Genomic DNA, 24,139 nt, shown 5'->3' with positions numbered 1-24,139 from the left:
TAAAAGCTTGGAGCTGCTTCAGGAACTGAAGATGAAAAACTGGCTGGACGAGATCAAGTGGGACGCTGATGGCCTGGTGCCCGCGATTGCCCAGGATTACAAAACCGGGCGCGTCCTGATGATGGCCTGGATGAACCGTGAAGCGCTGGAACTCACCGCTTCGGAGAATCGTGCCATTTACTGGTCACGCTCCCGTGGCAAGCTGTGGCGCAAGGGCGAAGAGTCCGGCCACGTGCAAACCCTGCATGAGATGCGCCTGGACTGCGACGCCGATGTGATCATCCTGATGGTGGAGCAAATTGGCGACATCGCTTGCCATACCGGCCGCCAAAGCTGCTTCTACCGTGTCTTCGAGAACGGCGACTGGAAAACCGTCGACCCGGTGCTCAAGGACCCGCACGCCATCTACTCCGCAGGACACACCCATGAGTGACACGTTGACCCGCCTGGCCCAAGTGCTGGAAGAGCGCAAAGGCGCTGCCGCCGACAGTTCGTATGTCGCCAGCCTGTACCACAAGGGCTTGAACAAGATTCTGGAAAAAGTCGGCGAAGAGTCGGTCGAAACCATCATCGCCGCCAAGGATGCCGCCATCAGTGGCGACTGCAGCGATGTGATCTACGAGACCGCCGATTTGTGGTTCCACAGCATGGTCATGCTCGCCCAACTGGGCCAACATCCACAGGCTGTACTCGATGAACTGGACCGTCGTTTCGGTCTGTCCGGACACGCCGAGAAAGCCTCGCGCCCGTCCGCCTGAATAACTATTAGAGAGGAGCAGCAACATGGGCATTTTTGACTGGAAACACTGGATCGTCATCCTGGTTGTTGTCGTACTGGTATTCGGCACCAAGAAACTGAAAAACCTCGGCACTGACGTGGGCGAGTCGATCAAGGGCTTTCGCAAGGCCATGAACGATGACGAAAAGCCGGCTGATCCGACGGCGACCTCGGCCCAACCGGTTCCACCTGTTCAACCACAGACCACGCAGTCCGTGAACCAGCCGCACACCATCGATGTGCAGGCAAAAAAAGTCGAAGAGCCGATCCGCAAAGACGTGTGAGCACTGACTAATGTTTGGTATCAGCTTCTCTGAACTGCTGCTCGTCGGCCTCGTTGCCCTGCTGGTGCTGGGCCCCGAGCGCTTGCCGGGTGCTGCGCGCACCGCCGGCCTGTGGGTCGGACGCTTGAAGCGCAGCTTCAACGCGATCAAGCAGGAAGTTGAACGTGAAATAGGCGCCGACGAGATACGTCGGCAGTTGCACAACGAGCACATTCTGTCGCTGGAACAGGAGGCGCGGAAAATCTTCTCGCCGACTCAGCAGGAGCCGACGCCGGTGGAACACGTGGGGGCGCAGACGATTCACGCGCCTGCCGCCGCCACTGAGCCTGCACCCGCGCCTGCACCTGTTTTTGCGATGGAACAACCTGCGCCCGCTGCTTCAGCAACCCCGGTAGAACCGGTAGCGCCTGCCGTCGCGCCGACCGCGCCGGCCCCTCATGACCCAACACTGCCGCCGCGAGCCCCATGAGCGATCTCCCCGAAAACGACCAGCACATGCCGCTGGTTTCGCACCTCACCGAGTTGCGTACCCGCCTGCTGCGTTGTGTAGCGACGGTCTTCATCATCTTTGCCGGGTTGTTTGCCTTTACCCAGCAGATCTACACCTTCGTCTCCACGCCACTGCGCGAGTACCTGCCAGCCGGCGCGACCATGATCGCCACCGACGTGTCGTCGCCGTTCCTGACGCCACTGAAGCTGACCATGATGGTGTCGCTGTTCCTGGCGATTCCGGTGATCCTGCATCAGATCTGGGGCTTCATCGCACCGGGTTTGTACAAGCATGAGAAGCGCATTGCCGTACCCTTGTTGATGTCCAGCATCGTGCTGTTCTACGCCGGCATGGCGTTCGCCTATTACCTGGTGTTTCCGCTGATCTTCAAGTTTTTCGCCGCCGCCACCCCGGCCGGCGTGGAAATGATGACCGACATCACCAGCTACCTCGATTTCGTCATGACGCTGTTCTTCGCCTTCGGGGTGGCGTTTGAAATTCCGGTGGCCGTGGTGCTGTTGGTATGGATCGGCGTGGTCGACGTCAAGTATCTGAAGAAAATCCGCCCTTACGTGATCATCGGTTGCTTCGTGGTCGGCATGATCCTGACGCCGCCGGACATCTTCTCGCAGACCTTGCTGGCCGTACCCATGTGGCTGTTGTTCGAGATCGGCATCTTGTTTGGCAGCCTGATCAGCAAACGTGGCGAGCATCCGGACGATCAACCGGTTGACGATCACAACGACCAGCCGCCAGCGACCCAACCGTGAACCTGCTACTCCTCGAAGAAGCCGACTTCATAGCGGCCGACCGGGTGATCCTGCGTGATCGCCGGTTGACGCACATGCAGGAAGTCCACCGCTGCGAAGTCGGTGACAGCATGCGCGTCGGCAGGATCGGCGGGTTGATGGGCTCGGCAGAAGTGCTACGCCTGGACGCCGCTGAAGCCGAACTGCGGGTCACCCTCGACCAACCGCCCCCGACCAAGCTGCCATTGACCCTGGTGCTGGCCCTGCCACGCCCGAAAATGCTGCGCAGGGTGTTTCAGACCGTGGCCGCCATGGGTGTGCCACGTATCGTGCTGGTGAACAGCTACCGCGTCGAGAAGAGCTTCTGGCAAACCCCGTTTCTGGAACCCGAGGCGATTCGCGAGCAGTTGATCCTCGGCCTCGAACAGGCCCGGGACAGTGTGCTGCCGGAAATCGTCATCGAGAAGCGCTTCAAGCCGTTCGTGGAGGACCGCCTGCCAGCGATTACCGAAGGCACCCTCGGACTGGTCGGCCATCCCGGCCAGTACCCGCCCTGCCCCCGTGGCCTGGCCGAACCGGTGACCCTGGCCATCGGCCCTGAAGGTGGCTGGATCCCTTACGAAATCGACCTGTTGGGCAAGGCCGGCCTGCAACCGGTGCAACTCGGCGAGCGCATCCTGCGCGTCGAAACCGCCGTCACCGCGCTGCTCGCCCGCCTCTTCTGACTCGCCACAGTCATTTAACCAGCGCCTACAGATTCTCTCCCGCCTGCCGATACAGTTCCCACAAAACCAAATCAGTGGTCCAGGGAGTTGCAGCATGTACCAATGGCTAGCCGAGAGTCTGGGAAACGTCAGCGTCAATCGCAAACTGGGGATCGGTTTCGGCCTGGTGCTGCTGCTTACTTTATTGATCACCTTTACTGGCTGGACCGGCCTGAGTGATGTGACAAGCCGCGGCGATAAGCTGGGCTTCATTTCCAGTATCAATGACCTGAGCAGAGACCTGCGCATCGCCCGTCTGGACTACGAAAACCGTCGCGGCGAACAAAGCCCCGATGCCGTAAACGAGATGCTGGGCAAGCTCGAAACCGGCCTGCAAGCCGCCCGCCAGATGATCGAGCAACCTGCCGACGTGGCCATGATCGACCAGCAACTGGCCGCCGTCAGCCAGTACAAGCAAGCCTTCATCGCCCTGACCCAGGCCGGTGCCAACCGCGAAAACGCCCGCAGCAAACTCGGTGCCACCGCCGACAACGCCGTGGCCAAGGTTGCTGAAATCGAAAAAATCATGCTGCAGGGCGACAGTGTTACGCAATTCAACAGCGTGATTGACCTGAGCAAACTGATTCAGCAAGCGCGCTTCCAGGTTCGCGGCTACACCTACAGCGGCAAGCCAGAAGCCGAACAGCCCGCGCTGGACGCCATCGACAACGCCCTGAAAAACCTGGAAAGCCTGCCGCCCGAACTGTCTGAACAACACGCTGCCCAACTGCAACAGGCCACCGAATCGCTCAAAGATTACCGCGCGGCTGTCAGCCAGTACCGCGACTCTCAGGTCGCCAGCGCCGACGCGATCAAACGCATGGCCGCCCAAGGCGAAATCCTGCTTGGCACCAGCAAAAAGCTCACGATTTCGCAAACCGTAGTGCGCGATACCGATGCTGCACATGCCAAGAACATGCTGCTGCTGGCCACCGCCCTGGCCTTGGTCTTTGGCATGATCGCAGCTTGGGCGATCACTCGTCAGATCGTCATACCGCTGAGCCAGACCCTCAAAGTGGCTGAACGTGTGGCGGCCGGCGACCTGACTCACAATCTGACCTCCAAGCGTCGCGACGAACTCGGTCAGCTCCAGCGCGCCATGCAGAGCATGATCCTGGGTCTGCGTGAATTGATCGGCGGTATCAGCGACGGCGTCACGCAAATCGCCAACGCCGCTGAAGAGCTGTCGGCAGTCACCGAGCAAACCAGCGCCGGGGTCAACAGCCAGAAGGTCGAAACCGATCAGGTGGCCACGGCCATGAATGAAATGACCGCGACCGTGCAAGAAGTCGCGCGCAATGCCGAAGAAGCCTCCGAAGCCGCTGTCGCCGCCGATCAGCAAGCCCGTGAAGGTGACAAAGTGGTCGGTGAAGCCATCGCCCAGATCGAGCGCCTGGCCCTCGAAGTCGGCAATTCCACCGCCGCGATGGGCGATTTGAAACGCGAAAGCGACAAGATCGGCAGCGTGCTCGACGTGATCAAATCCGTCGCCCAACAAACCAACCTGTTGGCCCTCAACGCAGCCATCGAAGCGGCCCGTGCCGGTGAAGCGGGACGTGGTTTTGCGGTGGTTGCCGATGAAGTTCGCAGCCTGGCGCAACGCACCCAGAAGTCCACCGAAGAAATCGAAGAGTTGATCGTCGGTTTGCAAACCGGCACCCAGCAAGTCGCGACCATCATGGACAACAGCCGCGCCCTGACTGACAGCAGCGTCGAACTGACCCGCCGGGCCGGCGGTTCACTGGAAAGCATCACCCGCACCGTGTCGGCGATTCAGACGATGAACCAGCAGATTGCCGCCGCAGCCGAGCAGCAAACAGCGGTGGCCGAGGAGATCAATCGCAGCGCGCTGAACGTGCGCGATGTGTCCGAGCAGACCTCGGCAGCCAGTGAAGAGACCGCAGCGTCCAGCGTTGAGCTGGCGCGGTTAGGGACGCAACTGCAGATGCTGGTGGGCAGGTTCAAGGTTTGATCAGCCGCATGATCGTTCCCACGCTCCGCGCGGGAATGCCGTCCGGGGCGCTCCGCGTCCCTTCTCAAGCGTGACGCAGAGCGTCACAGGATGCTTTCCCACGGGGAGCGTGGGAACGATCCAGCGATCCTGGGCGCAAAAAAACCCCGCTTTCGCGGGGTTTTTCATTACGCCAACTGAGGCTGTGCACTCAGCGGCTTGAGCGGCAACAGCGGCGCGTGGGGATCGGCTTTCACCGATGTGCGCCAGGCCTTCAGCCATTCGGGGTGGCCTTCGCTCCAGATCTGCTCATGCAGACGACCCAATGCCACCGGGTCGCTCAGCAGTTGCACACGCTCATTATTGTTCAAGCCATGAGGCCCGACTTTCAAGGCGTGACGAACCCGCTCTACCCGCAACCACTCGATCGGCTCGGCCTGACCGTGACGCGACGTCGCCAGCGAGCACGCCAGGGCGTTCTGCTGCGGGTCGACCACCGACCGGATAAAGCCGTCGTTCAGTGCGTGATAACGATTTTCGTGGGTGTACTGGTCAGTCGCCAGCAACGCCTGCGGCGGATTGTATTCCTCGGGAATCAGGAACAGGCTCGAGTCACGGGATTTCAGGCCCAGACCGACCCGGCTGGAGATCACCGACACCGGGATCGACAGCATCAACGAACCGACGATCGGCACCAGCCACCACAGGAAGCTCGGGTTCAGCCAGATCACCAGCAAGGCCCAGAAGAAGCCCAGCAAGGTCTGCGGACCGTGGCGCTTGACCGCTTCGCTCCATGGCGTGGAGTCGTCGTCACGTTGTGGCGAGTTCCAGGTCGCGGCCCAACCGAGGAACGCGGCCAGTACGAAACGGGTGTGGAAAATCATCCGCACCGGCGCCAGCAGCATGGAGAACAGCATCTCCAGCAGCATCGACAGGGTCACCTTGAGCTTGCCACCGAACTCTGTCGCGCCTTTGGCCCAGATCAGGATGATGCTCAACAGCTTCGGCAGGAACAACAGCACCACCGTCGTGGAGAACAGCGCGACGGCTTTGTCCGGGTGCCATTGCGGCCACAACGGATAGAGCTGACGCGGCTCCATGAAGTATTGCGGCTCCATCAGCGTATTGACCGCCAGCAGCGCCGTCGACAGCACGAGGAAAAAGAACCACAACGGCGCCGACAGATAAGACATCACGCCGGTCAGGAACACCGCCCGGTGAACCGGGTGCATGCCTTTGACCAGGAACAGGCGGAAGTTCATCAGGTTACCGTGGCACCAGCGACGGTCACGCTTGAGTTCGTCCAGCAGGTTCGGCGGCAGTTCTTCGTAGCTGCCCGGCAAGTCATAGGCAATCCACACGCCCCAGCCGGCACGGCGCATCAGCGCGGCTTCAACGAAGTCGTGGGACAGGATCGCACCGGCGAAAGCACCTTTACCCGGCAACGGCGCCAGGGCGCAGTGCTCGATGAACGGCTTCATGCGGATGATCGCGTTGTGGCCCCAGTAGTGGGATTCGCCCAACTGCCAGAAGTGCAGACCGGCGGTAAACAGCGGACCGTACACGCGAGTCGCAAACTGCTGCATGCGCGCATACAGCGTGTCCATGCCCGATGCACGCGGCGCGGTCTGAATGATCCCGGCGTCCGGCGTGGCTTCCATCAAGCGCACCAGACTGGTCAGGCATTCGCCGCTCATCACGGAGTCCGCGTCGAGCACGACCATGTACTTGTAATCGCCACCCCAACGACGGCAGAAGTCGTCGAGGTTGCCACTTTTGCGTTTCACACGACGGCGGCGACGGCGGTAAAAGATCTTGCCGAAGCCCTTGGCTTCGCGGCACACGTCCAGCCAGGCTTGCTGTTCGGCAACGCAAATATCCGCGTCGTTACTGTCGCTGAGGACGAAGAAGTCGAAGCGATCCAGGTCACCCGTGGCCGCAACCGATTCAAACGTCGCGCGCAAACCGGCAAATACCCGGGGTACGTCTTCGTTGCAGATCGGCATCACCAGTGCGGTGCGTGCGTCCTTTGGAATCGGCTCATTACCGGCGCTTTTACCGGAGATGCGGTATTTATCGTGACCGGTGAGCAACTCGAGGAAGCCCATCAGCGCGGTCCAGAAACCGGCCGATACCCAGCAGAACAGAATCCCGAACAGAATCAGGATGCTGGTTTGCAGCGCATACGGCATCACTTGCGTGGCGGTTTGCAGCAGCGGTTGATGCAGGACTTCGTTGAGGTCGACGAACGACCACCCCTGATACGGCATGATGCCTTTCATGTACCAGCCGGCCACGATGGTCTGGCCGAGCATCAACACCAGCAGGATATAGCGACGGATCGAACCCACGGTGCGCCAGCGGGCAGCCGGCAACACGCGTTCATCTTTCGGCGGAGCCGGCGGATTGGTGCGACCGGTCAGACGACGCCAGCCACGCACCAGGATGTTGGTGCGCCACGGCTCCGGCACGACTTTGGTCCGACGGATCGGCGGAGTCGCCTTGAGGCAAACCCGACCGCTGGCGTCGACCGCCAGCATTTCCGCTTCTTCCAGCTCTTGCGCCGTGCTCAGGGTCAAGCGACGGCCTACCGAAGCCTGGGCGGCCTCGGTCGGTGCATCGAACGTTGAAGACGACAGACGCTGGTGCAATTCGCTAAAGGACTGGCAGCCCGCGAGTTCCGCGCGCTGCTGGTCGGTCATCGGTAGATGCGCCAGATACTCGGCAAGTGTCTCTGGCTGTACTTGAGAATTACTCATCGGCAGGCAACTGGTAGCTCCAGGTCTCGGTCAGGACTTCTTCAGTCGGCGCCGATTCCGGTGTGGCTGGGGCCGCGTCGGCAGCAACAGGCTGCTGGGCGTCTTTGTTGGCCTTGTCCTTGGCATCTGCAACCGGCTTGGCATCGGCCTGCTTGGCCTCTGCTTGCTTGGCTTCCTTGTCGGCTTTTTCCTGTTGCTTGGCGGCAACCTTGTCGGCTTTGGCGACAGACGAATTCGACGCGGGAAGCGACGTCTTGGCCAGGTCGGCCGGCACGATGCTCTGCACCAGCGCCGCACGCATTTCGGTGGCTTTGCCCGGGTCTTTGATCTTCATGCGCAAAGTCAGGCGCCAGCCCTTGGTTTCAGGGTTGTAACGCACGCTGTTCTCGACCAGCTCGGCATTGTCACCCACGCTGACCTGGCTACGCACGTCCGACTCTGCCGGCAATGCCGCCAGGGACGGACCTTCGAAGTCCACCAGATAAGCAACGCTACCGTCCGGCTGACGAATCAGGTTGGACTGTTTGACGTCACCGGTAGAACGCAGGGTCTGTTTGACCCAGGCGCTGTCGGGGGCGTGAAGCGAGGCTTCGTCCATGGTCCAGTGCAGGCGATAGGCAAAATCGAGCGGCTGGCCAGGCTCTGGCAGTTTTTCCGGGTTCCAGAAAACAACGATATTATCGTTGGTTTCGTCGGCGGTCGGAATCTCGACCAGATCCACGGTACCCTTGCCCCAGTCACCCTTCGGCTCGATCCACGCGCTTGGACGCTTGTCATAACGATCATCAAGGTCTTCGTAGTGGCTGAAGTCACGGCCACGTTGCAGCAAGCCGAAGCCTTGCGGATTCTCGACCGAGAAGTTGCTCACCGACAGGTGTTTCGGGTTGTTCAATGGGCGCCAGATCCATTCGCCGTTGCCGGCATGGATTGCCAGGCCGCTGGAGTCGTGCAGTTCACGGCGGTAGTTCAGCACTTTCGATGGCTGGTTGGCGCCGAACAGATACATGCTGGTCAATGGAGCGATACCCAGCTTGCCGACCTTGTCACGCAGGAACACCTGCGCCTTGACGTCAACAATGGTGTCGCTGCCCGGACGCAAGGTCAGGCGATAGGCACCGGTAGCACGCGGCGAATCCAGCAACGCAAAAATCACCAGATGCTTGTCGCCCGGCTTTGGCTGTTGAATCCAGAACTCGGTAAAGCGCGGGAACTCTTCGCCGGATGGCAACGCGGTATCAATCGCCATGCCCCGAGCAGACAAACCATAGACGTGACCCTTGCCGACGACGCGGAAGTAGCTGGCGCCGAGCATGGTCATGATTTCGTCTTGCTTGTCAGCCTTGTTGATCGGGTACAACACCCGGAAACCGGCATAACCGAGTTGCTCGGTGGCTTTAGGGTCGAATTTCACGTCGCCGAAATCGAAACGAGTCGGGTCGTACTTGATCTCTGCGACGGAGTTAGCCGTGATTTCGTTGATTTTCACCGGCGTATCGAAATGCATACCCTGGTGATAGAACGACAGCTTGAACGGAGTTTTCTGGTCCGCCCATTCAGCTTTTTCGGTCAGGAAACGAATTTTCTGATAGTCCGCGAATTTCATATCGCGGAATTCGTTCGGCAGGTTACTGCGCGGAGCTTCGTATTTTTGCGCGGCCAGCTCTTTTGCCTTGACCGACACATCCTCCAGATTGAAAGCCCACAACTGGCCGGCGCTGAACAGGCAAAGCAGAGCAGAGCCCGCTACCAGAGCGTTTCGGAACCGTTTGGCAGTCAATTTTGGTGCATTACAGGGACTAACAATCACGAGCAACCCTCGCCGAAAACAGATCAAAAAACCAACGGCCAGTTGAAGGGCCTGCACGGTCAACGGCATGAAAAAACCGACCTTGCAAACCACTCTTGCCAAGTTGGCGAGCATTGTTCCGACTCCGATGGGGCTAAATGATTCCCCAAACGGTCCAGGACAAGTCTCTACCTAAGTCAAAATGGACCAACGAACGCCGATCCCCGTAGCGCGCGATTATCTAGCAGGCCGCGTTACAACGCATCATGCGCAACAAAGTATTTCACGCGAAAAACGCCTGTTTGCAGTCGAAAAGCCTTAAAAAAGTTGTTTCAAGTGCTTTCAGGTCTGTAACAGGAAGGTTACCGGGCCATCGTTGACCAGGTGCACCTGCATATCCGCGCCGAATCTACCTGATGCCACAGTGCCATGCACCTGTTTCGCTTTACCTAATAGATAGTCGAACAGTTCCTCACCCAAGGCAGGAGGGGCCGCAGTAGAAAAACTCGGACGCAACCCGTTTTTTGTGTCGGCGGCCAAGGTGAACTGTGAGACCAGCAGCAACCCGCCGCCGACATCTGTCAGGGACAGATTCATCTTGCCTTCGGCGTCACTGAATACCCGATAGTTAAGCAGTTTATTCAGGAGTTTGTCGGCGCTGGCCCTCGTATCCTCGGGCTCGACGGCGACCAGCACCAGTAATCCCTGGTCGACCGCACCCACCACCTCCCCCGCTACCTCGACTCGCGCACCACGCACGCGTTGCAGCAGGCCCTTCATGCTTCTTCAGGCGGCAGGTCGAGCAGGCGGCGCGCCATCTGGCCGGCGGCGCGCACCAATGCATCGGTGATGCCGGGTTCGGAAGCGGCATGACCAGCGTCACGGATGACTTGCAACTCGCTGTTCGGCCAGTTCTGATGCAATTCCCAAGCATTGTCCAACGGGCAAATTACATCGTAGCGACCATGGACAATCACACCCGGCAAATGGGCGATCTTGCCCATGTCACGAATCAGCTGGTTGGGCTCAAGGAAGGCGTTGTTGGTGAAATAGTGACACTCGATGCGTGCAATCGACAGCGCACGCTGAGGCTCCGAGAAGCGATCGACCACCAGTGGATTCGGACGCAGGGTGGCGGTCCGACCTTCCCAGAGAGACCAGGCCTTGGCCGCGTGCATCTGGGCAATCTGGTCATTGCCGGTCAGGCGCTTGTGGAAAGCGCCGAGCAAATCGTCGCGCTCGTCCATCGGGATCGGCGCAACGTAGTCCTGCCAGTAATCAGGGAACAGGCGGCTGGCGCCAGCCTGGTAGAACCATTCGATTTCCTGCGCACGGCAGAGAAAAATCCCGCGCAGGATCAGACCGTGCACACGCTCCGGATGGGTTTGCGCGTAGGCCAGCGCCAGGGTCGAACCCCAGGAGCCGCCGAACAACACCCATTTGTCGATGCCCAGGTGCTGGCGAATCCGCTCAAGGTCGGCGACCAGATCCCAGGTGGTGTTGTTTTCGAGGCTGGCGTGGGGAGTGGAGCGACCGCAACCGCGCTGGTCGAAGGTGACAATGCGATACAGGTTCGGATCGAAATACCGGCGGCTCTGGGCATCACACCCGGCGCCGGGGCCGCCGTGGATGAACACCACCGGTAAACCTTCAGGAGAACCGCTTTCGTCGACATACAGCGTGTGGGTTTCGTCGACGGCCAGATCGTGCCGGGCGTGGGGTTTGATCTGCGGGTACAAAGTCTGCATTGCGCGCTCCGTAAGGGGTCGAGGTCATCCCTGGGGGGACTTCTAATATTCTACCGTCCGGCATCATAAACCCGAATTACGTCGATGAGCATGCCCTTGCTGCGTCAGCGTCTGTCAGCAAAAAATCCGAGCAGCGTTTCAAAGAGTGCGCCGAGCTCAATGTCCTCGCCGCGCGCGTACAAACAGCCGTGTACTAGTCCCACGCCTAATAACAGGTCGTATCCATACTGGCGGTTTCCTGCATACAGACAGATCAATATAACTAAACAATATAAAAAACTGTCAAAAATACCAGCAGACAAAAAATATTGAGAAATATTAAATCAACAAGCAAACAGTAACCGCCATCCGCAAAGGCAATATTTCAATCTGGAGACTATATTATGAGCACGCCATCTACATCACAAAACCCTAAAGAAGAATTCAATGCGACCATAAAATTCCCAGCGGGAGACTTCGTATTCAAGGCAAATAAAATAGGCATAGAAAAGAGCGTTGACTCATCAGGAAGTGAATGCTGGGTACTAAAAGCTTTCCAAGACACTTACAAAGATCCAGCCATTAAAAGCGGTTTAGCCGACGAAATTTTCTCCATTCAGCTAACTATTGCCGGAGAGACATCCGCCAATAACCAACCATTCCAGCCCGGGACCCGCCCGCCAATACTGACCAAAAACAGTGGAAACCTGTTCAAGATAGTCGTCATAAAACCTGACAATGGCAAACCAACAGATACGATCGAATACCACATTGGCAAATCTGGCAGTACAACCTACTTGTGGAATAAAGAAAAAACATGCATCACAGGCGCTTTCAGCCTTCTAGTTGAAAACGCCCAAGAAGAACCCTTCCAACTATTTGGAAGCTTCAATCTGTTAAACCGTGGCAATCATTCTATTTAATGCCCGCCCCCCAACCTTACCTCAAGGAATTTTTAGATCCCCACTCCAACAAACCTTGCAGCAACTCCTTGAGCACCACTTGCGTCGGCGCAGCCAGATCCTGCCGATAGCGGAACGGCTCGAACTCTTCCATATAAGTGCACTGCCCCAACTCCAGTTGCACGGCGTGGATGTTCTCGGCCGGATTGCCGTAATGCCGGGTGATGTGGCCGCCCTTGAAGCGACCGTTCAGCACATGGCTGTAATCGCCGTGACGCGCGCAAATGGCTTCCAGCTGGCTGGCCAACTCAGGATCGCAACTGGCGCCATTGAAGGTGCCAAGGTTGAAGTCCGGCAATTTTCCGTCGAACAGGTGCGGGATGATCGAGCGGATCGAGTGCGCGTCAAACAGCAGCGCATAGCCGAACTCGGCTTTGAGTCGCGCCAGTTCGTTCTGCAAGGTTGTGTGATACGGCGTCCAGATCTGTTCCAGCCAGGTCGCGCGTTCTTCTTTCGAAGGCTCCAGCCCTTCGCGGAACAATGGTATGCCGTCAAACAGCGTCGCCGGATACAGACCGGTGGTCGCGCCGACATATAAAGGCTTGTCGTCGGACGGCCGGTTCAAGTCAATCACGAACCGCGAATACTCGGCGGCCAGGGTGCTGGCGCCCAGTTCTGCGGCAAAATTGTAAAGCTGCGGGATGTGCCAGTCGGTATCCGGCAGGCTGCGGGCGTCGGGGATCAACCCGGCTTCGACCGCCGGGGTCAGGCGCACACCAGCGTGGGGCATGCTGATCAGTAGTGGCACGCGGCCTTGTTTGAAGTTCAGAACCTTATCCACAACTGCTCTCCTAAACGCTTGTCTCGACGCCGTGACGCACGACGCGTTTTTCCAGGTCACCGCCCAGCCAGTACGACAGGTCGGCGGGACGATCGATTTGCCAGGCGACAAAGTCCGCGACCTTGCCGGCTTCCAGCGAACCATGGGTGTCGGCCATGCCCAACGCCGTGGCGGCGTGAATGGTCGCACCGGCCAGCGCTTCTTCCGGGGTCATGCGGAAACAGCTGCAGGCCATGTTCAGCATTAAACGCAGCGACAGCGCTGGCGAGGTGCCGGGGTTGAGGTCGCTGGCGATGGCGATTTTCACCCCGTGTTTGCGCAAGGCCTCCATCGGCGGCAATTGGGTTTCCCGCAGGAAGTAGAACGCGCCGGGCAGCAACACCGCGACAGTGCCGGACTTGGCCATGGCGATGGCGTCGTCCTCGGTCATGAACTCCAGGTGATCGGCCGACAGTGCGTGATAACGCGCCGCCAGGCTCGAACCGTGCAGCGATGACAGTTGCTCGGCGTGCAGCTTCACCGGCAAACCGAGTTCCTGTGCGGTGATGAACACGCGCTCGACCTGCGCTGGCGAGAACGCCAGGTATTCGCAGAAGGCATCCACCGCATCCACCAGCCCTTCAGCGGCAAGCGCCGGGAGCATCTCGGCGCAGATGTGATCGATGTAGTCGTCAGCGCGATCGGCGTATTCCGGCGGCAAGGCGTGAGCGGCAAGGCAGGTGCTGCGCACGCTCACCGGCAGTTCGGCGCCGAGACGGCGGATCACGCGCAGGATTTTGCGTTCGCTGGCCAGGTCGAGGCCATAGCCGGACTTCATTTCGACCGTGGTCACGCCGTCGCGCATCAGACTGTTCAGACGCTTGGCGGCGCTGGCGAACAACTCGTCTTCGGTCGCCGCGCGCGTGGCGCGCACGGTACTGGCGATGCCGCCACCGGCCGCGGCGATTTGCGCGTAGCTGACACCTTGCAGACGCTGTTCGAACTCGCCGCTGCGGTTACCGCCAAACACCGTGTGGGTATGGCAGTCGATCAGGCCCGGAGTGACCCAGGCCCCATTCAAATCGTTGACGGCCGGGTATTCACCCGCCGGCAGTTCAGCGCGCGGGCCGATCCACTCAATGTGCGCACCGGACGTCACGATGGCCGCATCCTCGATGATCGAGTAGACGCCTTGCGCCATGGTTGCGACGTGGCAGTGTTGCCAGAGAGTTTTCATCCCGAATTCCTCGTCTTGTGATCGTTCCCACGCTCTGCGTGGGAATGCCTCTAGGGACGCTCCGCGTCCAGTGACGCGGAGCGTCACGGGCTGCATTCCCACGCAGAGCGTGGGAACGATCGATGGGGGGGGTTAAAGGCTAGGCAGCAACTTCACCGACAACAGTTCATTCAGGCAGCGGGTCGCCAACAACTCGGTCGCCGCATTGATGTCCGGCGCAAAGAAGCGGTCCTTCTCATAGAACGGCACTTCTTTACGCAGAATCGCCCGGGCCTTTTCCAGTTTTGCCGAAGTCTTCAGACCATTGCGCAAGTCCAGACCTTGAACCGCCGCCAACCATTCCACCGCCAGCACACCGCGAGTGTTTTCGGCCATTTCCCACAGACGCTTGCCCGCCGCCGGGGCCATGGACACGTGGTCTTCCTGGTTCGCCGAGGTCGGCAGGCTGTCTACCGAATGCGGATGTGCCAGTGCCTTGTTCTCGCTGGCCAGTGCCGCTGCCGTCACTTGAGCGATCATGAAGCCGGAGTTCACGCCACCGTTGGCCACCAGGAACGGTGGCAGTTGCGACATGTGCTTGTCCATCATCAGCGAGATGCGGCGTTCGCTCAGGGAGCCGATTTCCGCGATGGCCAGTGCCATGTTGTCAGCGGCCATGGCCACTGGTTCGGCGTGGAAGTTACCGCCGGAAATCACATCGCCTTCAGCAGCGAATACCAGTGGGTTATCGGAGACGGCATTGGCTTCGACGGCCAACACTTCGGCGGCCTGACGGAACTGGGTCAGGCAGGCGCCCATGACTTGTGGCTGGCAACGCAGGGAGTACGGATCCTGGACCTTTTCGCAGTTCTCGTGCGAGTCGGACACTTCACTGCGTTCGCCCAGCAAATCTCGGTAAGCGGCAGCAGCGTCGATCTGGCCTTTCTGGCCACGAGCAGCATGGATGCGGGCATCGAACGGCGAACGCGAGCCCAACACTGCTTCAACGGTCAACGCACCCAGCGCCACCGCGCCAGCGAACAGGTCTTCGCCTTCGAACAGACCACGCAAGGCATAAGCGGTCGACACCTGGGTGCCGTTGAGCAGTGCCAGGCCTTCTTTCGCGGCCAGGGTCAGCGGAGTGAGACCAGCGACTTTCAGCGCTTCGGTCGCTTCCATCCATTCGCCCTTGTAGCGCGCCTTGCCCTCACCCAGCAGCACCAGCGACATGTGCGCCAATGGCGCCAGGTCACCGGAAGCACCGACCGAGCCTTTCAATGGAATGTGCGGGTAGACCTCGGCGTTGATCAGCGCGATCAGCGCGTCGATGACCACGCGACGAATACCGGAAAAACCACGGCTCAGGCTGTTGACCTTGAGCACCATCACCAGCCGCACCAGCGCGTCACTGATCGGCTCGCCGACACCGGCGGCGTGTGACAACACCAGCGAGCGCTGGAGGTTTTCCAGGTCTTCGCTGGCGATACGGGTCGACGCCAACAGGCCGAAACCGGTGTTGATACCGTAAGCGGTGCGGTTCTCGGCGAGAATCTGTTCCACGCAAGCAACACTGGCTTCGATCTGGGTCGAGGCGCTGTTGTCGAGGGTCAGTTTCACTGGCTGCTGGTAGACATCACGCAGCTGGGCAAGGCTCAATTGGCCGGGAATCAGGTTTAGCGCAGTCATTTCATGCTCCTTTTGAGAGTTGTTAATGCTCTCTGTATAGAGAGGCAGACCAGACGCTCCGGAAATATCCGTTGTCCGTCGCTTCCCCCTTTATGAGGGGGCTGGCGCCTTGGCACGCTGGTTTTTATTGGAAATCAGTTCAGGTTTGGTAAAGCCTTGTGCAGCAAATTCTGTTCTTTCAACACAGCGGCCGCCGCAGCGATGTCCGGGGCCAGCCAGCGGTCCTGATCATAAGCCGGGACATGCTCGCGCAGCAGACGCCACGCCGCATCAGTGCCCGCGCCAAAGCGTTGCTCTTTCAAGAATTCAAACGCCTGGGCCGCCAGCAAGTACTCGATGGCAAGGATCTGCGTGCAGTTTTCCAGCGCACGATGCAGCTTCAGCGCGGCGTTGGTGCCCAGGCTCAAGTGGTCTTCCTGCAGGCCGGACGTGACGTAGTTGTCGAGCACGGCGGGTTGCGCCAATTGACGGTTTTCCGCACACAGGGAAGCGGCGACATATTGGACGATCATCATTCCGGAGTTAACGCCCGGATTGGCCACAAGGAACGCCGGCAGACCGCTGACATGCGGGTTGATCAGACGGTCCAGACGGCGCTCGGCGATGGAACCGATTTCGGCCATGGCGATGGCCAGCAGGTCCGCCGCCATCGCTACGGACTGGCCGTGCGGATTGGCCTGGGAAACGACGCGGTAATTGTCCGGCGTGCCGAGCACCAATGGATTGTCGGTGGCGCCGTTGAGTTCGTTTTCGATCTGTTTGGTCGCATGAACCAACTGATCACGGGCAGCGCCGTGTACCTGCGGGATCGAACGGATGCTCAACGCATCCTGAGTACGAATGCCTTTGCTGCTGGCGATCACTTCACTGCCATCGAGCACAGCGCGCAAATTGATGCCGACTTGCTGCATGCCCGGATGCGGCTTGAGCGCGATGATTTCGGCGTCGAACGCATCGATCTGACCGCGTTGGGCTTCGAAACTCATGGCGCCGATCACGTCGGCCCAGTGCAGCAAATGCGCGGCGTCGGCAATCGCCAGACAGCTGAGGCCGGTCATGCATGGCGTGCCGTTGACCAGACACAAACCGTCTTTGGCGCCGAGCTTGACCGGTTGCAGGCCTTCTTCGGCCAGGGCTTGCTGGGCGGAAACGATCTGCCCGCGATAGCTGACATTGCCGACACCCAGCAGCGCAATGCCGATGTGCGCCATGTGCGTCAGGTAGCCCACGGACCCCTGGGATGGCACTTGCGGGGTAATACCACGGTTGAGCAGCGCCAGCAGGGCTTCAACCACCTGACGGTGCAGGCCGGATTTGCCATGGCTGTAGTTGATGACGGCGGCACAGATGATTGCGCGAGTCTGCTCGTTGGTCAGCGGTGCGCCAACGCCGCAGGCGTGACTGAGCAAGGTGTTGCGCGACAACTGGCTGAGTTGTTCATCTTGCAGGGAGACGTTGCACAACGCACCGAGCCCGGTGTTGATGCCATAGGCGCGCTCGCCGCTGGTGACGATGCGCTGGACGATGCCTTGGGCGTTTTCAATGCGTGCCCAGACCTGCGTCGACAGCTCAAGCTGCGCGCCATGACGGGCGACGGCCACCACATCCTGCCAACGCACCGGGGCATCGGCGATAACGATTTTTTCAGCCTGGGACATCTTTGACCTCAACTGTATTTCTTCAATTTTAATGCAGCTCCACCGCCGCCTTCGCGAGCAGGCTCGCTCCCACAGGGGTACGCATTCCAATGTGGGAGCGAGCCTGCTCACGAAGGGGCCAGCACAGTCACCGCAAATCTCTTAAACCACCGCAGCCCGACGCTGCACGAACCGGTCGACATACTCATCCGCCGGCGAATGCAGGATCTCCCTTGGAGTGCCGACCTGAATCAGGCGGCCGTCCTTGAGGATCGCAATGCGATTGCCGATGCGCACGGCCTCGTCGAGGTCGTGGGTGATGAAGACGATGGTCTTGTGCAGGGTCTTTTGCAGCTCCAGCAACTGGTCCTGCATCTCGGCGCGGATCAACGGGTCGAGGGCGCTGAACGCTTCGTCCATCAGGATGATGTCGGTGTCCGCCGCCAGGGCGCGGGCCAGGCCCACACGTTGACGCATGCCACCCGAGAGCTGATGCGGGTATTTGTTTTCGTAGCCCTTGAGGCCCACGGTGTTGATCCAGTGCAATGCGCGCTCGGAGCACATTTGCTTGCTCTCGCCGCGCACTTTCAGGCCATAGGCGACGTTATCCACCACGGTCTTGTGCGGCAGCAGGCCGAAGCTCTGGAACACCATGCTGATCTTGTGCCGGCGAAATTCGCGCAAGGCTTCCATGTCGTATTGCAGGATGTCCACGCCGTCCACCAGGATCGCACCGCTGGTCGGGTCGATCAGGCGATTGAAGTGGCGCACCAGGGTCGATTTACCGGAACCCGACAGGCCCATGATCACGAAGATCTCGCCAGTGCCGATGCTCAGGGACAAATCGTTCACGCCGACCACACAGCCGGTTTCGGACAGCACCTGGTCTTTGGTTTTGCCCTGGCCAATCATCGCCAGGGCATCCTTGGAACGGTTGCCGAAAATCTTGAAGACGTTTTTGACTTCGATCTTGCTTACGGTCGCGTTGTTCATTTGCTCACCTCGTGCCGTGCCCGACCGTACGCCTGAGTAATGCGGTCGATCACCACGGCCAGAATCACGATCGCCAGACCGGCTTCCAGGCCACGTCCGACGTTGAGGGTCTGAATCCCCACCAGCACGTCTTCACCCAAGCCACGGGCACCGATCATCGAGGCAATCACCACCATCGACAGCGCCATCATGGTGGTCTGGTTGATCCCGGCCATGATGCTCGGCAGGGCCAGCGGCAGTTGCACACCAAACAGTTGCTGCCAGCGGTTGGCACCGAAGGCGTTGATTGCTTCCATCACTTCACCGTCAACCTGGCGGATGCCCAGATCGGTCAAGCGAATCAGCGGCGGTGCGGCGTAAATCACAGTGGCGAAAATCGCCGGGACCTTGCCCAGGCCGAACAGCATCAGCACCGGAATCAGGTACACGAAGCTCGGCATGGTCTGCATGATGTCGAGCAACGGCATCAGCACCGAACGCAGGCGATTGCTGCGTGCCGAAAGAATGCCCAGCGGAATGCCGATCAGCACCGAAATGATCGTCGCCACCATCATCAGCGCCAGGGTCTGCATCAGCTTGTCCCAGAGGCCGACCGCACCCACCAGGAACAACAAGCCGACAATCACAGCCGTGGTCACGACTTTGCGGGTCGCGTGCCAGGCAACGCCCCCGACGATGGCCAGCATCAGCCACCAGGGCGCCGCGCGCAGCAGCCCTTCAAGATTGACGATGGCCCACAACAGCGTGTCAGAGATCTGCCGGAACACGTCGCCGTAGTTGGTGACCAGCGAATCGACCCAACTGTTGACCCAGTCGGCGATGGAAAAGGTAAAGCTTTCGGGAAACATAAGAGACTCTCAATCAAGGGGGTTGCGATCAAGCGTCCGACTGCTGTCGCCGGCAGCCGGAGAGGCCCGACCTACAAGGCCGCGTCGATTTTCTTGGCTGCGTCTTCGCTCACCCAGGCGTGCCAGACTTCAGGATGTTCCTTCAAGAAGATCTTGGCCAGTTTTGGCGACTCGATCCGCTCTTTGGTCATGCGCCCGAGGTTCTGGTTGAGGATGTCGATCGGCACGTTGACCTTTTCCAGCACGGCCACCAGTTCCGGGGCTTCGTCGTGGAAGGTCTTGGACAGGCCGACCTTGATATCCACGGTCTTGTTCACCCCTGGTTTCTCTTCGAGCTTGACCAGGTCAACCTGGCCCATCAGCGGGGTTGGCGACCAGTAGTAGAACAGGATCGGCTCGCCACGCTTGTAGCTCGACAGCACGGCGGCATCCAGCGCCGGGCCGGTGCCTGGGCGGAAGTTGGTGTAGGTGCTTTCCAGGCCGTAGCTTTTCAGCATTTCGCTGTTATCCAGCTCGCAGGTCCAACCCGCCGGGCAGTTGTAGAAACGGCCCTTGGAAGGCTCTTCCTGGTCCTTGAACACGGAGGCGTATTTGCCCAGATCAGCAATGGCTTTCAGGTCCGGGGCTTTAGGCTCCAACTTGCGCTTGGCGTCGCCTTCGACCACATAACGTGGCACATACCAGCCCTCTACCGCGCCCACGACAGGAGCGCCGACACCCACCACTTTGCCGGCCTTCTCAGCCTTGTTCCAGACTTCACTGCGGCCGACCCACTCTTCGGCAAACACTTGAATGTCGTTGCTACTCAGGGCGTTTTCCATGGTGATGGAGTTGCCCGGCAGGCTGTCGGTCTTGCAGTCGTAGCCTTTCTCCAACACGACTTGCATCACGTCAGTCAGGAGCATGGCGCTTTCCCAGTTCAGACCGGCAAATTTCACTGGTTTACCCGACTCGCACCAACCGGCAGCCTGAGTGGCGCCAGCACTGGCCAGCAGGCCCATGGAAAGCAATGTGGTCAGCAGGGTCTTGTTCGATTTCATTGTAGTGACGCTCCTAATCATGAATTGGCTTACGGCAGTCAAGAGGCATCCAGCCCTGTCCACGTCCAATCAGGCCTGCGTCGCAACGCGACCGGCCCCGCTTGTTTTAGGTTGTACATCGCTGCTCTGCTCGACCGGCAGAATCAGTTGATCGGGCACTGTGCCGTGCCATTTTTTCGCGCACACGTAATACAGGGATGCTGGAAGCACCAGACCGATGATCCAGGAAATATCCACACCACCCAGGGCTTCCACCAGCGGACCGGTATAGAACTTGGAAGAGATGAACGGCAGTTGCACCAGCACACCGAAGACATAGACGCTGATACCGAGGACGTTCCAACGGCCGTAGCGACCGTTCGGATCGGCCAGCGCCGGCACGTCATAGCGCTCACGGGTGATGCAGTAGTAGTCCACCAGATTGATCGCGCTCCATGGCGTAAAGAACGCGAGCAGGAACAGGATGAAGGACTTGAACGCACCGAGAAACGAGTGCTGACCGAGCAAAGCCATCAGGGTCGCCGCACCGACGATCACCAGCACAAAGACCAGACGCTGCAAGCGCGTGACTTTCAGATCACCACGGAAACCGCTGATGATGGTCGCAATGCACATGAAGCTGCCGTAGGAGTTCAGCGTAGAGATGGTGACTTTGCCGAACGCGATGCTGAAGTACAGCAGCGCAGCGGTGGCACCGGTACCGCCCAGACCCACAATGTAGGCCACTTCGTGGCCGGCGAATTGGCCGTTGGCCGATGCGGCAGCAAACACGCCGAGGACCATCGCCACCTGCGCACCAATGACCGAACCTGCGCCTGCGGCAAAAAAAGTCTTCACCGAGGAAATCTTGCTCGGCAGGTAGCGAGAGTAGTCAGCTACGTAAGGACCGAAGGCGATCTGCCAGGACGCCGCGAGCGATACCGCGAGCAAGAAACTGCTCCAGCTGAAGTGGCGGATTTGCAACAGTGCGCCAACATCAACCTGGCTCATCAGACGGCTGAACAGATAAACAAAAGCAATCACGCCAATGACACTGGCAACACGGCCGATCCAATGAATCACCCGATAACCGAGCACCGTCACCAGCACAATGACACTGGCGAAAATCAGGATGCCGACACTGTCGCTGACGCCAAACAACTGGCCCAACGCCTGGCCGGACAGCACGGTGCCCGTTGCGGTGAAACCGAGGTACATCAGACACACCAACACGATTGGGATGGCCGCGCCATACACGCCGAACTGAACCCGGCTGGAGATCATCTGCGGCAGGCCAAGCTTGGGCCCTTGCGCCGCATGCAACGCCATGACGCCGCCGCCGAGCAATTGACCGATCAACAGGCCGATCAGCGACCAGAACACGTCACCACCCAGCACCACGGCCAAAGCCCCGGTGACAATCGCTGTGATTTGCAGGTTGGCACCCATCCACAGGGTGAACTGGCTAAATAGACGACCGTGTCTCTCCGCTTCCGGGATGTAGTCGATCGAGCGTTTCTCGATCAACGGTTTGTTGCCTGCACGATCGTTGTTAACAGCCATGGTTCAACCTCTGTGGGTTCTTATTCTGGTTTCACTAAACCCCTGTAGCAGCTGCCGAAGGCTGCGTCGGGTTGCGAAGCGACCCTGGCACTCCAACGCGGAACGAAGGTCCTTCGGCCCTTAACGCAGCCTTCGGCAGCTGCTACATGGGTGCTTATTTGCCGGTGATCATCGGCAGGTTCAGCCCTTGTTCCTTGGCGCAGTCGATGGCGATCTGGTAACCCGCGTCGGCGTGGCGCATAACGCCGGTCGCCGGGTCGTTGTGCAGGACGCGCGCAATACGCTCGGCCGCTTCGTCCGTACCGTCGCAGACAATCACCATGCCCGAGTGCTGGGAGAAGCCCATGCCGACACCGCCGCCGTGGTGCAGGGAAACCCAGGTCGCGCCGCTCGCCGTGTTCAGCAGAGCGTTGAGCAGCGGCCAGTCGGACACAGCATCGGAACCGTCCTGCATCGATTCGGTTTCGCGGTTCGGGCTGGCTACCGAGCCAGAGTCCAGGTGGTCACGACCGATCACGATTGGCGCGGACAGTTCGCCGCTGCGCACCATTTCATTGAACGCCAAACCCAGCTTGGCGCGCAGACCCAGGCCAACCCAGCAGATACGCGCCGGCAGACCCTGGAAGCTGATGCGCTCACGGGCCATGTCCAGCCAGTTGTGCAGGTGGGCGTCGTCCGGGATCAGCTCTTTGACCTTGGCGTCGGTCTTGTAGATGTCTTCGGCATTGCCCGACAGCGCGGCCCAACGGAAAGGACCGATGCCACGGCAGAACAGCGGACGGATGTAAGCCGGTACGAAACCTGGGAAGTCGAATGCGTTTTCCACGCCTTCTTCCTGGGCCATCTGACGGATGTTGTTGCCGTAGTCGAAGGTCGGGATGCCCATTTTCTGGAAATCCAGCATCGCTTTAACGTGTACGGCCATGGACTGCTTGGCGGCTTTGACCACGGCAGCCGGCTCGGTCTTGGCGCGAGCGCGGTACTCGTCCCAGGTCCAGCCAGCCGGCAGGTAGCCGTTGAGCGGATCGTGGGCGCTGGTCTGGTCGGTGACCATGTCCGGGCGCACGCCACGACGAACCAGTTCCGGCAGGATTTCTGCCGCGTTGCCCAGCAGAGCGATGGAAATCGCCTTGCCTTCCTTGGTGTATTTTTCGATGCGGGCCAGTGCGTCGTCGAGGTCGGTGGCTTGCTCATCGACATAACGGCTGTTCAGACGGAAATCGATGCTGACCTGCTGGCATTCGATGTTCAGCGAGCAAGCACCGGCCAGGGTAGCGGCCAGAGGCTGGGCGCCGCCCATGCCACCCAGACCGGCGGTCAGGACCCAACGACCTTTCAGGTCATCGTTGTAGTGTTGGCGACCGGCTTCAACGAAGGTTTCGTAGGTGCCCTGGACAATGCCTTGGCTACCGATGTAGATCCAGCTGCCAGCGGTCATCTGGCCGTACATGGCCAGGCCTTTGGCGTCGAGTTCGTTGAAGTGCTCCCAGCTCGCCCAGTGTGGCACCAGGTTGGAGTTGGCGATCAGCACGCGCGGGGCGTTGCTGTGGGTCTTGAACACGCCGACCGGCTTGCCGGATTGCACCAGCAGGGTCTCGTCGTCATTCAGGTTAGTCAGGCTTTCGACGATCTTGTCGTAGCATTCCCAGTTACGTGCCGCACGACCGATGCCACCGTAAACCACCAGTTCTTTAGGGTTCTCGGCGACTTCCGGATCGAGGTTGTTCATCAGCATGCGCAGCGGCGCTTCGGTCAGCCAGCTCTTGGCGGTCAGCGTGTTACCGCGGGCGGCGCGGATTTCAACGTTGCGGCGCTTTGTAAACGTAGGCGTAGGTTTCTGGGTATTGTCAGTCACGAAAAAGACTCCTCAGCGATCAATTCAAACCAACCCGGGCAGTGGGCAAGCCAGCTTGTGCGCATCGTCGCGCCACAAGCGAATCAGTGGACGCTGCGGAGAGCCTCGGTCGACTCATACGCATACGTCTTTACTTGTACATACAAGCATATGCAATCAAGCGGCCAACTTGTTGGATGGGTGTTCAAGAAAAGTTTTTTGGAGGCTGGAGCGCTTGTAAATCAAGGGCTCTGAGGGGGATGAAATTTTTTGGGGGAATTTTGCGTAGGAGGAAACGGCTGTTACTTGAGTGTGGTTTTGCGCCACACTGGG

At 59.6% G+C, this 24,139-nt stretch carries 21 protein-coding genes and 1 pseudogene; 9 read left to right on the top strand and 13 right to left on the bottom strand.

Annotated elements, in window-relative coordinates:
• The first annotated feature begins 31 nt into the window (after positions 1-31).
• The 8 genes and pseudogenes from hisI to J2Y56_RS28415 all read left to right on the top strand — a co-directional run bounded on the left by hisI (position 32) and on the right by J2Y56_RS28415 (position 5,037).
• Complete coding sequence (gene hisI, locus J2Y56_RS04530) at positions 32-433, top strand: phosphoribosyl-AMP cyclohydrolase (protein WP_007948971.1); 402 nt, start codon at positions 32-34, stop codon at positions 431-433.
• The gene (locus J2Y56_RS04525; RefSeq protein WP_007899279.1) at positions 426-758 is read left to right on the top strand and encodes a phosphoribosyl-ATP diphosphatase; all 333 of its coding nucleotides are present in this window, start codon (positions 426-428) and stop codon (positions 756-758) included. Before hisI ends, J2Y56_RS04525 begins: the two co-directional genes overlap by 8 nt.
• A 25-nt stretch (positions 759-783) precedes the next feature.
• Positions 784-1,062, top strand: a complete 279-nt coding sequence (locus J2Y56_RS04520) for a twin-arginine translocase TatA/TatE family subunit (RefSeq protein ID WP_310348885.1) — start codon at positions 784-786, stop codon at positions 1,060-1,062.
• A 10-nt stretch (positions 1,063-1,072) separates the two neighbouring features.
• The gene (gene tatB / locus J2Y56_RS04515; RefSeq protein ID WP_310348882.1) at positions 1,073-1,531 is read left to right on the top strand and encodes a Sec-independent protein translocase protein TatB; all 459 of its coding nucleotides are present in this window, start codon (positions 1,073-1,075) and stop codon (positions 1,529-1,531) included.
• Complete coding sequence (gene tatC, locus J2Y56_RS04510) at positions 1,528-2,322, top strand: twin-arginine translocase subunit TatC (RefSeq protein ID WP_310348879.1); 795 nt, start codon at positions 1,528-1,530, stop codon at positions 2,320-2,322. The genes tatB and tatC overlap by 4 nt, the downstream gene beginning before the upstream one ends.
• A complete protein-coding gene (locus J2Y56_RS04505) occupies positions 2,319-3,026 on the top strand; it encodes a 16S rRNA (uracil(1498)-N(3))-methyltransferase (protein WP_310335880.1) in 708 nt (235 codons plus the stop codon). Before tatC ends, J2Y56_RS04505 begins: the two co-directional genes overlap by 4 nt.
• A 94-nt stretch (positions 3,027-3,120) precedes the next feature.
• Positions 3,121-4,179 (top strand): annotated as a pseudogene (locus J2Y56_RS28420) (methyl-accepting chemotaxis protein); the annotation flags it as partial.
• Entirely contained in the window at positions 4,165-5,037 is an 873-nt protein-coding gene (locus tag J2Y56_RS28415) for a methyl-accepting chemotaxis protein (protein WP_405046841.1), read from the top strand. The pseudogene J2Y56_RS28420 and the gene J2Y56_RS28415, both read left to right, overlap by 15 nt.
• A gap of 167 nt (positions 5,038-5,204) precedes the next feature.
• Here J2Y56_RS28415 and mdoH read toward each other — a convergent pair whose 3' ends face one another.
• From mdoH to pip, 4 genes are all read right to left on the bottom strand, one after another.
• Positions 5,205-7,775 carry a glucans biosynthesis glucosyltransferase MdoH gene (mdoH, locus tag J2Y56_RS04495; RefSeq protein ID WP_033049757.1) on the bottom strand — a complete coding sequence of 857 codons (2,571 nt, stop codon included), beginning with the start codon at positions 7,773-7,775 and terminating at the stop codon, positions 5,205-5,207.
• Positions 7,768-9,582, bottom strand: a complete 1,815-nt coding sequence (locus J2Y56_RS04490; protein WP_033049763.1) for a glucan biosynthesis protein G — start codon at positions 9,580-9,582, stop codon at positions 7,768-7,770. The genes mdoH and J2Y56_RS04490 overlap by 8 nt, the downstream gene beginning before the upstream one ends.
• Positions 9,583-9,903: 321 nt before the next feature.
• Positions 9,904-10,341 (bottom strand): D-aminoacyl-tRNA deacylase, encoded by a 438-nt coding sequence (gene dtd / locus J2Y56_RS04485; protein ID WP_007948982.1) that lies wholly within the window; start codon positions 10,339-10,341, stop codon positions 9,904-9,906.
• Entirely contained in the window at positions 10,338-11,309 is a 972-nt protein-coding gene (pip, locus tag J2Y56_RS04480) for a prolyl aminopeptidase (RefSeq protein ID WP_150778900.1), read from the bottom strand. The genes dtd and pip overlap by 4 nt, the downstream gene beginning before the upstream one ends.
• A 383-nt stretch (positions 11,310-11,692) precedes the next feature.
• Here pip and J2Y56_RS04475 point away from each other — a divergent pair, with 383 nt between their 5' ends.
• A complete protein-coding gene (locus J2Y56_RS04475; protein WP_310335875.1) occupies positions 11,693-12,211 on the top strand; it encodes a hypothetical protein in 519 nt (172 codons plus the stop codon).
• Between the two features lie 16 nt (positions 12,212-12,227).
• Here the strand turns inward: J2Y56_RS04475 and hutG are convergent, their stop codons facing one another.
• The 9 genes from hutG to hutU all read right to left on the bottom strand — a co-directional run bounded on the left by hutG (position 12,228) and on the right by hutU (position 23,827).
• The gene (gene hutG, locus J2Y56_RS04470; protein WP_310348870.1) at positions 12,228-13,031 is read right to left on the bottom strand and encodes an N-formylglutamate deformylase; all 804 of its coding nucleotides are present in this window, start codon (positions 13,029-13,031) and stop codon (positions 12,228-12,230) included.
• A gap of 10 nt (positions 13,032-13,041) precedes the next feature.
• Positions 13,042-14,247 carry an imidazolonepropionase gene (gene hutI / locus J2Y56_RS04465; protein ID WP_310348868.1) on the bottom strand — a complete coding sequence of 402 codons (1,206 nt, stop codon included), beginning with the start codon at positions 14,245-14,247 and terminating at the stop codon, positions 13,042-13,044.
• Positions 14,248-14,379: 132 nt separating this feature from the next.
• A complete protein-coding gene (hutH, locus tag J2Y56_RS04460) occupies positions 14,380-15,912 on the bottom strand; it encodes a histidine ammonia-lyase (RefSeq protein ID WP_310348865.1) in 1,533 nt (510 codons plus the stop codon).
• A 134-nt stretch (positions 15,913-16,046) separates the two neighbouring features.
• Positions 16,047-17,570: a histidine ammonia-lyase gene (hutH, locus tag J2Y56_RS04455; protein ID WP_310348862.1), complete on the bottom strand. Its 1,524-nt coding sequence runs from the start codon at positions 17,568-17,570 to the stop codon at positions 16,047-16,049.
• Between the two features lie 141 nt (positions 17,571-17,711).
• A complete protein-coding gene (locus J2Y56_RS04450) occupies positions 17,712-18,542 on the bottom strand; it encodes a glycine betaine/L-proline ABC transporter ATP-binding protein (protein ID WP_007948989.1) in 831 nt (276 codons plus the stop codon).
• On the bottom strand, positions 18,539-19,390 hold the full coding sequence (locus J2Y56_RS04445) for a proline/glycine betaine ABC transporter permease (RefSeq protein WP_310348857.1): 852 nt from the start codon (positions 19,388-19,390) through the stop codon (positions 18,539-18,541). Before J2Y56_RS04445 ends, J2Y56_RS04450 begins: the two co-directional genes overlap by 4 nt.
• A 71-nt stretch (positions 19,391-19,461) precedes the next feature.
• Positions 19,462-20,430: an ABC transporter substrate-binding protein gene (locus J2Y56_RS04440; protein WP_007948994.1), complete on the bottom strand. Its 969-nt coding sequence runs from the start codon at positions 20,428-20,430 to the stop codon at positions 19,462-19,464.
• Between the two features lie 69 nt (positions 20,431-20,499).
• A complete protein-coding gene (locus tag J2Y56_RS04435; RefSeq protein WP_310348854.1) occupies positions 20,500-21,972 on the bottom strand; it encodes a cytosine permease in 1,473 nt (490 codons plus the stop codon).
• Positions 21,973-22,126: 154 nt separating this feature from the next.
• The gene (gene hutU, locus J2Y56_RS04430; RefSeq protein ID WP_007948996.1) at positions 22,127-23,827 is read right to left on the bottom strand and encodes a urocanate hydratase; all 1,701 of its coding nucleotides are present in this window, start codon (positions 23,825-23,827) and stop codon (positions 22,127-22,129) included.
• Between the last annotated feature and the right edge of the window lie 312 nt (positions 23,828-24,139).

It is taken from the genome of Pseudomonas sp. BE134 (assembly GCF_031456105.1).
In the GTDB taxonomy this organism is placed as follows: Bacteria; Pseudomonadota; Gammaproteobacteria; order Pseudomonadales; family Pseudomonadaceae; genus Aquipseudomonas.
The sequence above is the reverse complement of the archived record's forward strand: the minus strand, read 5'-3'. Positions and strand labels throughout refer to the sequence as shown.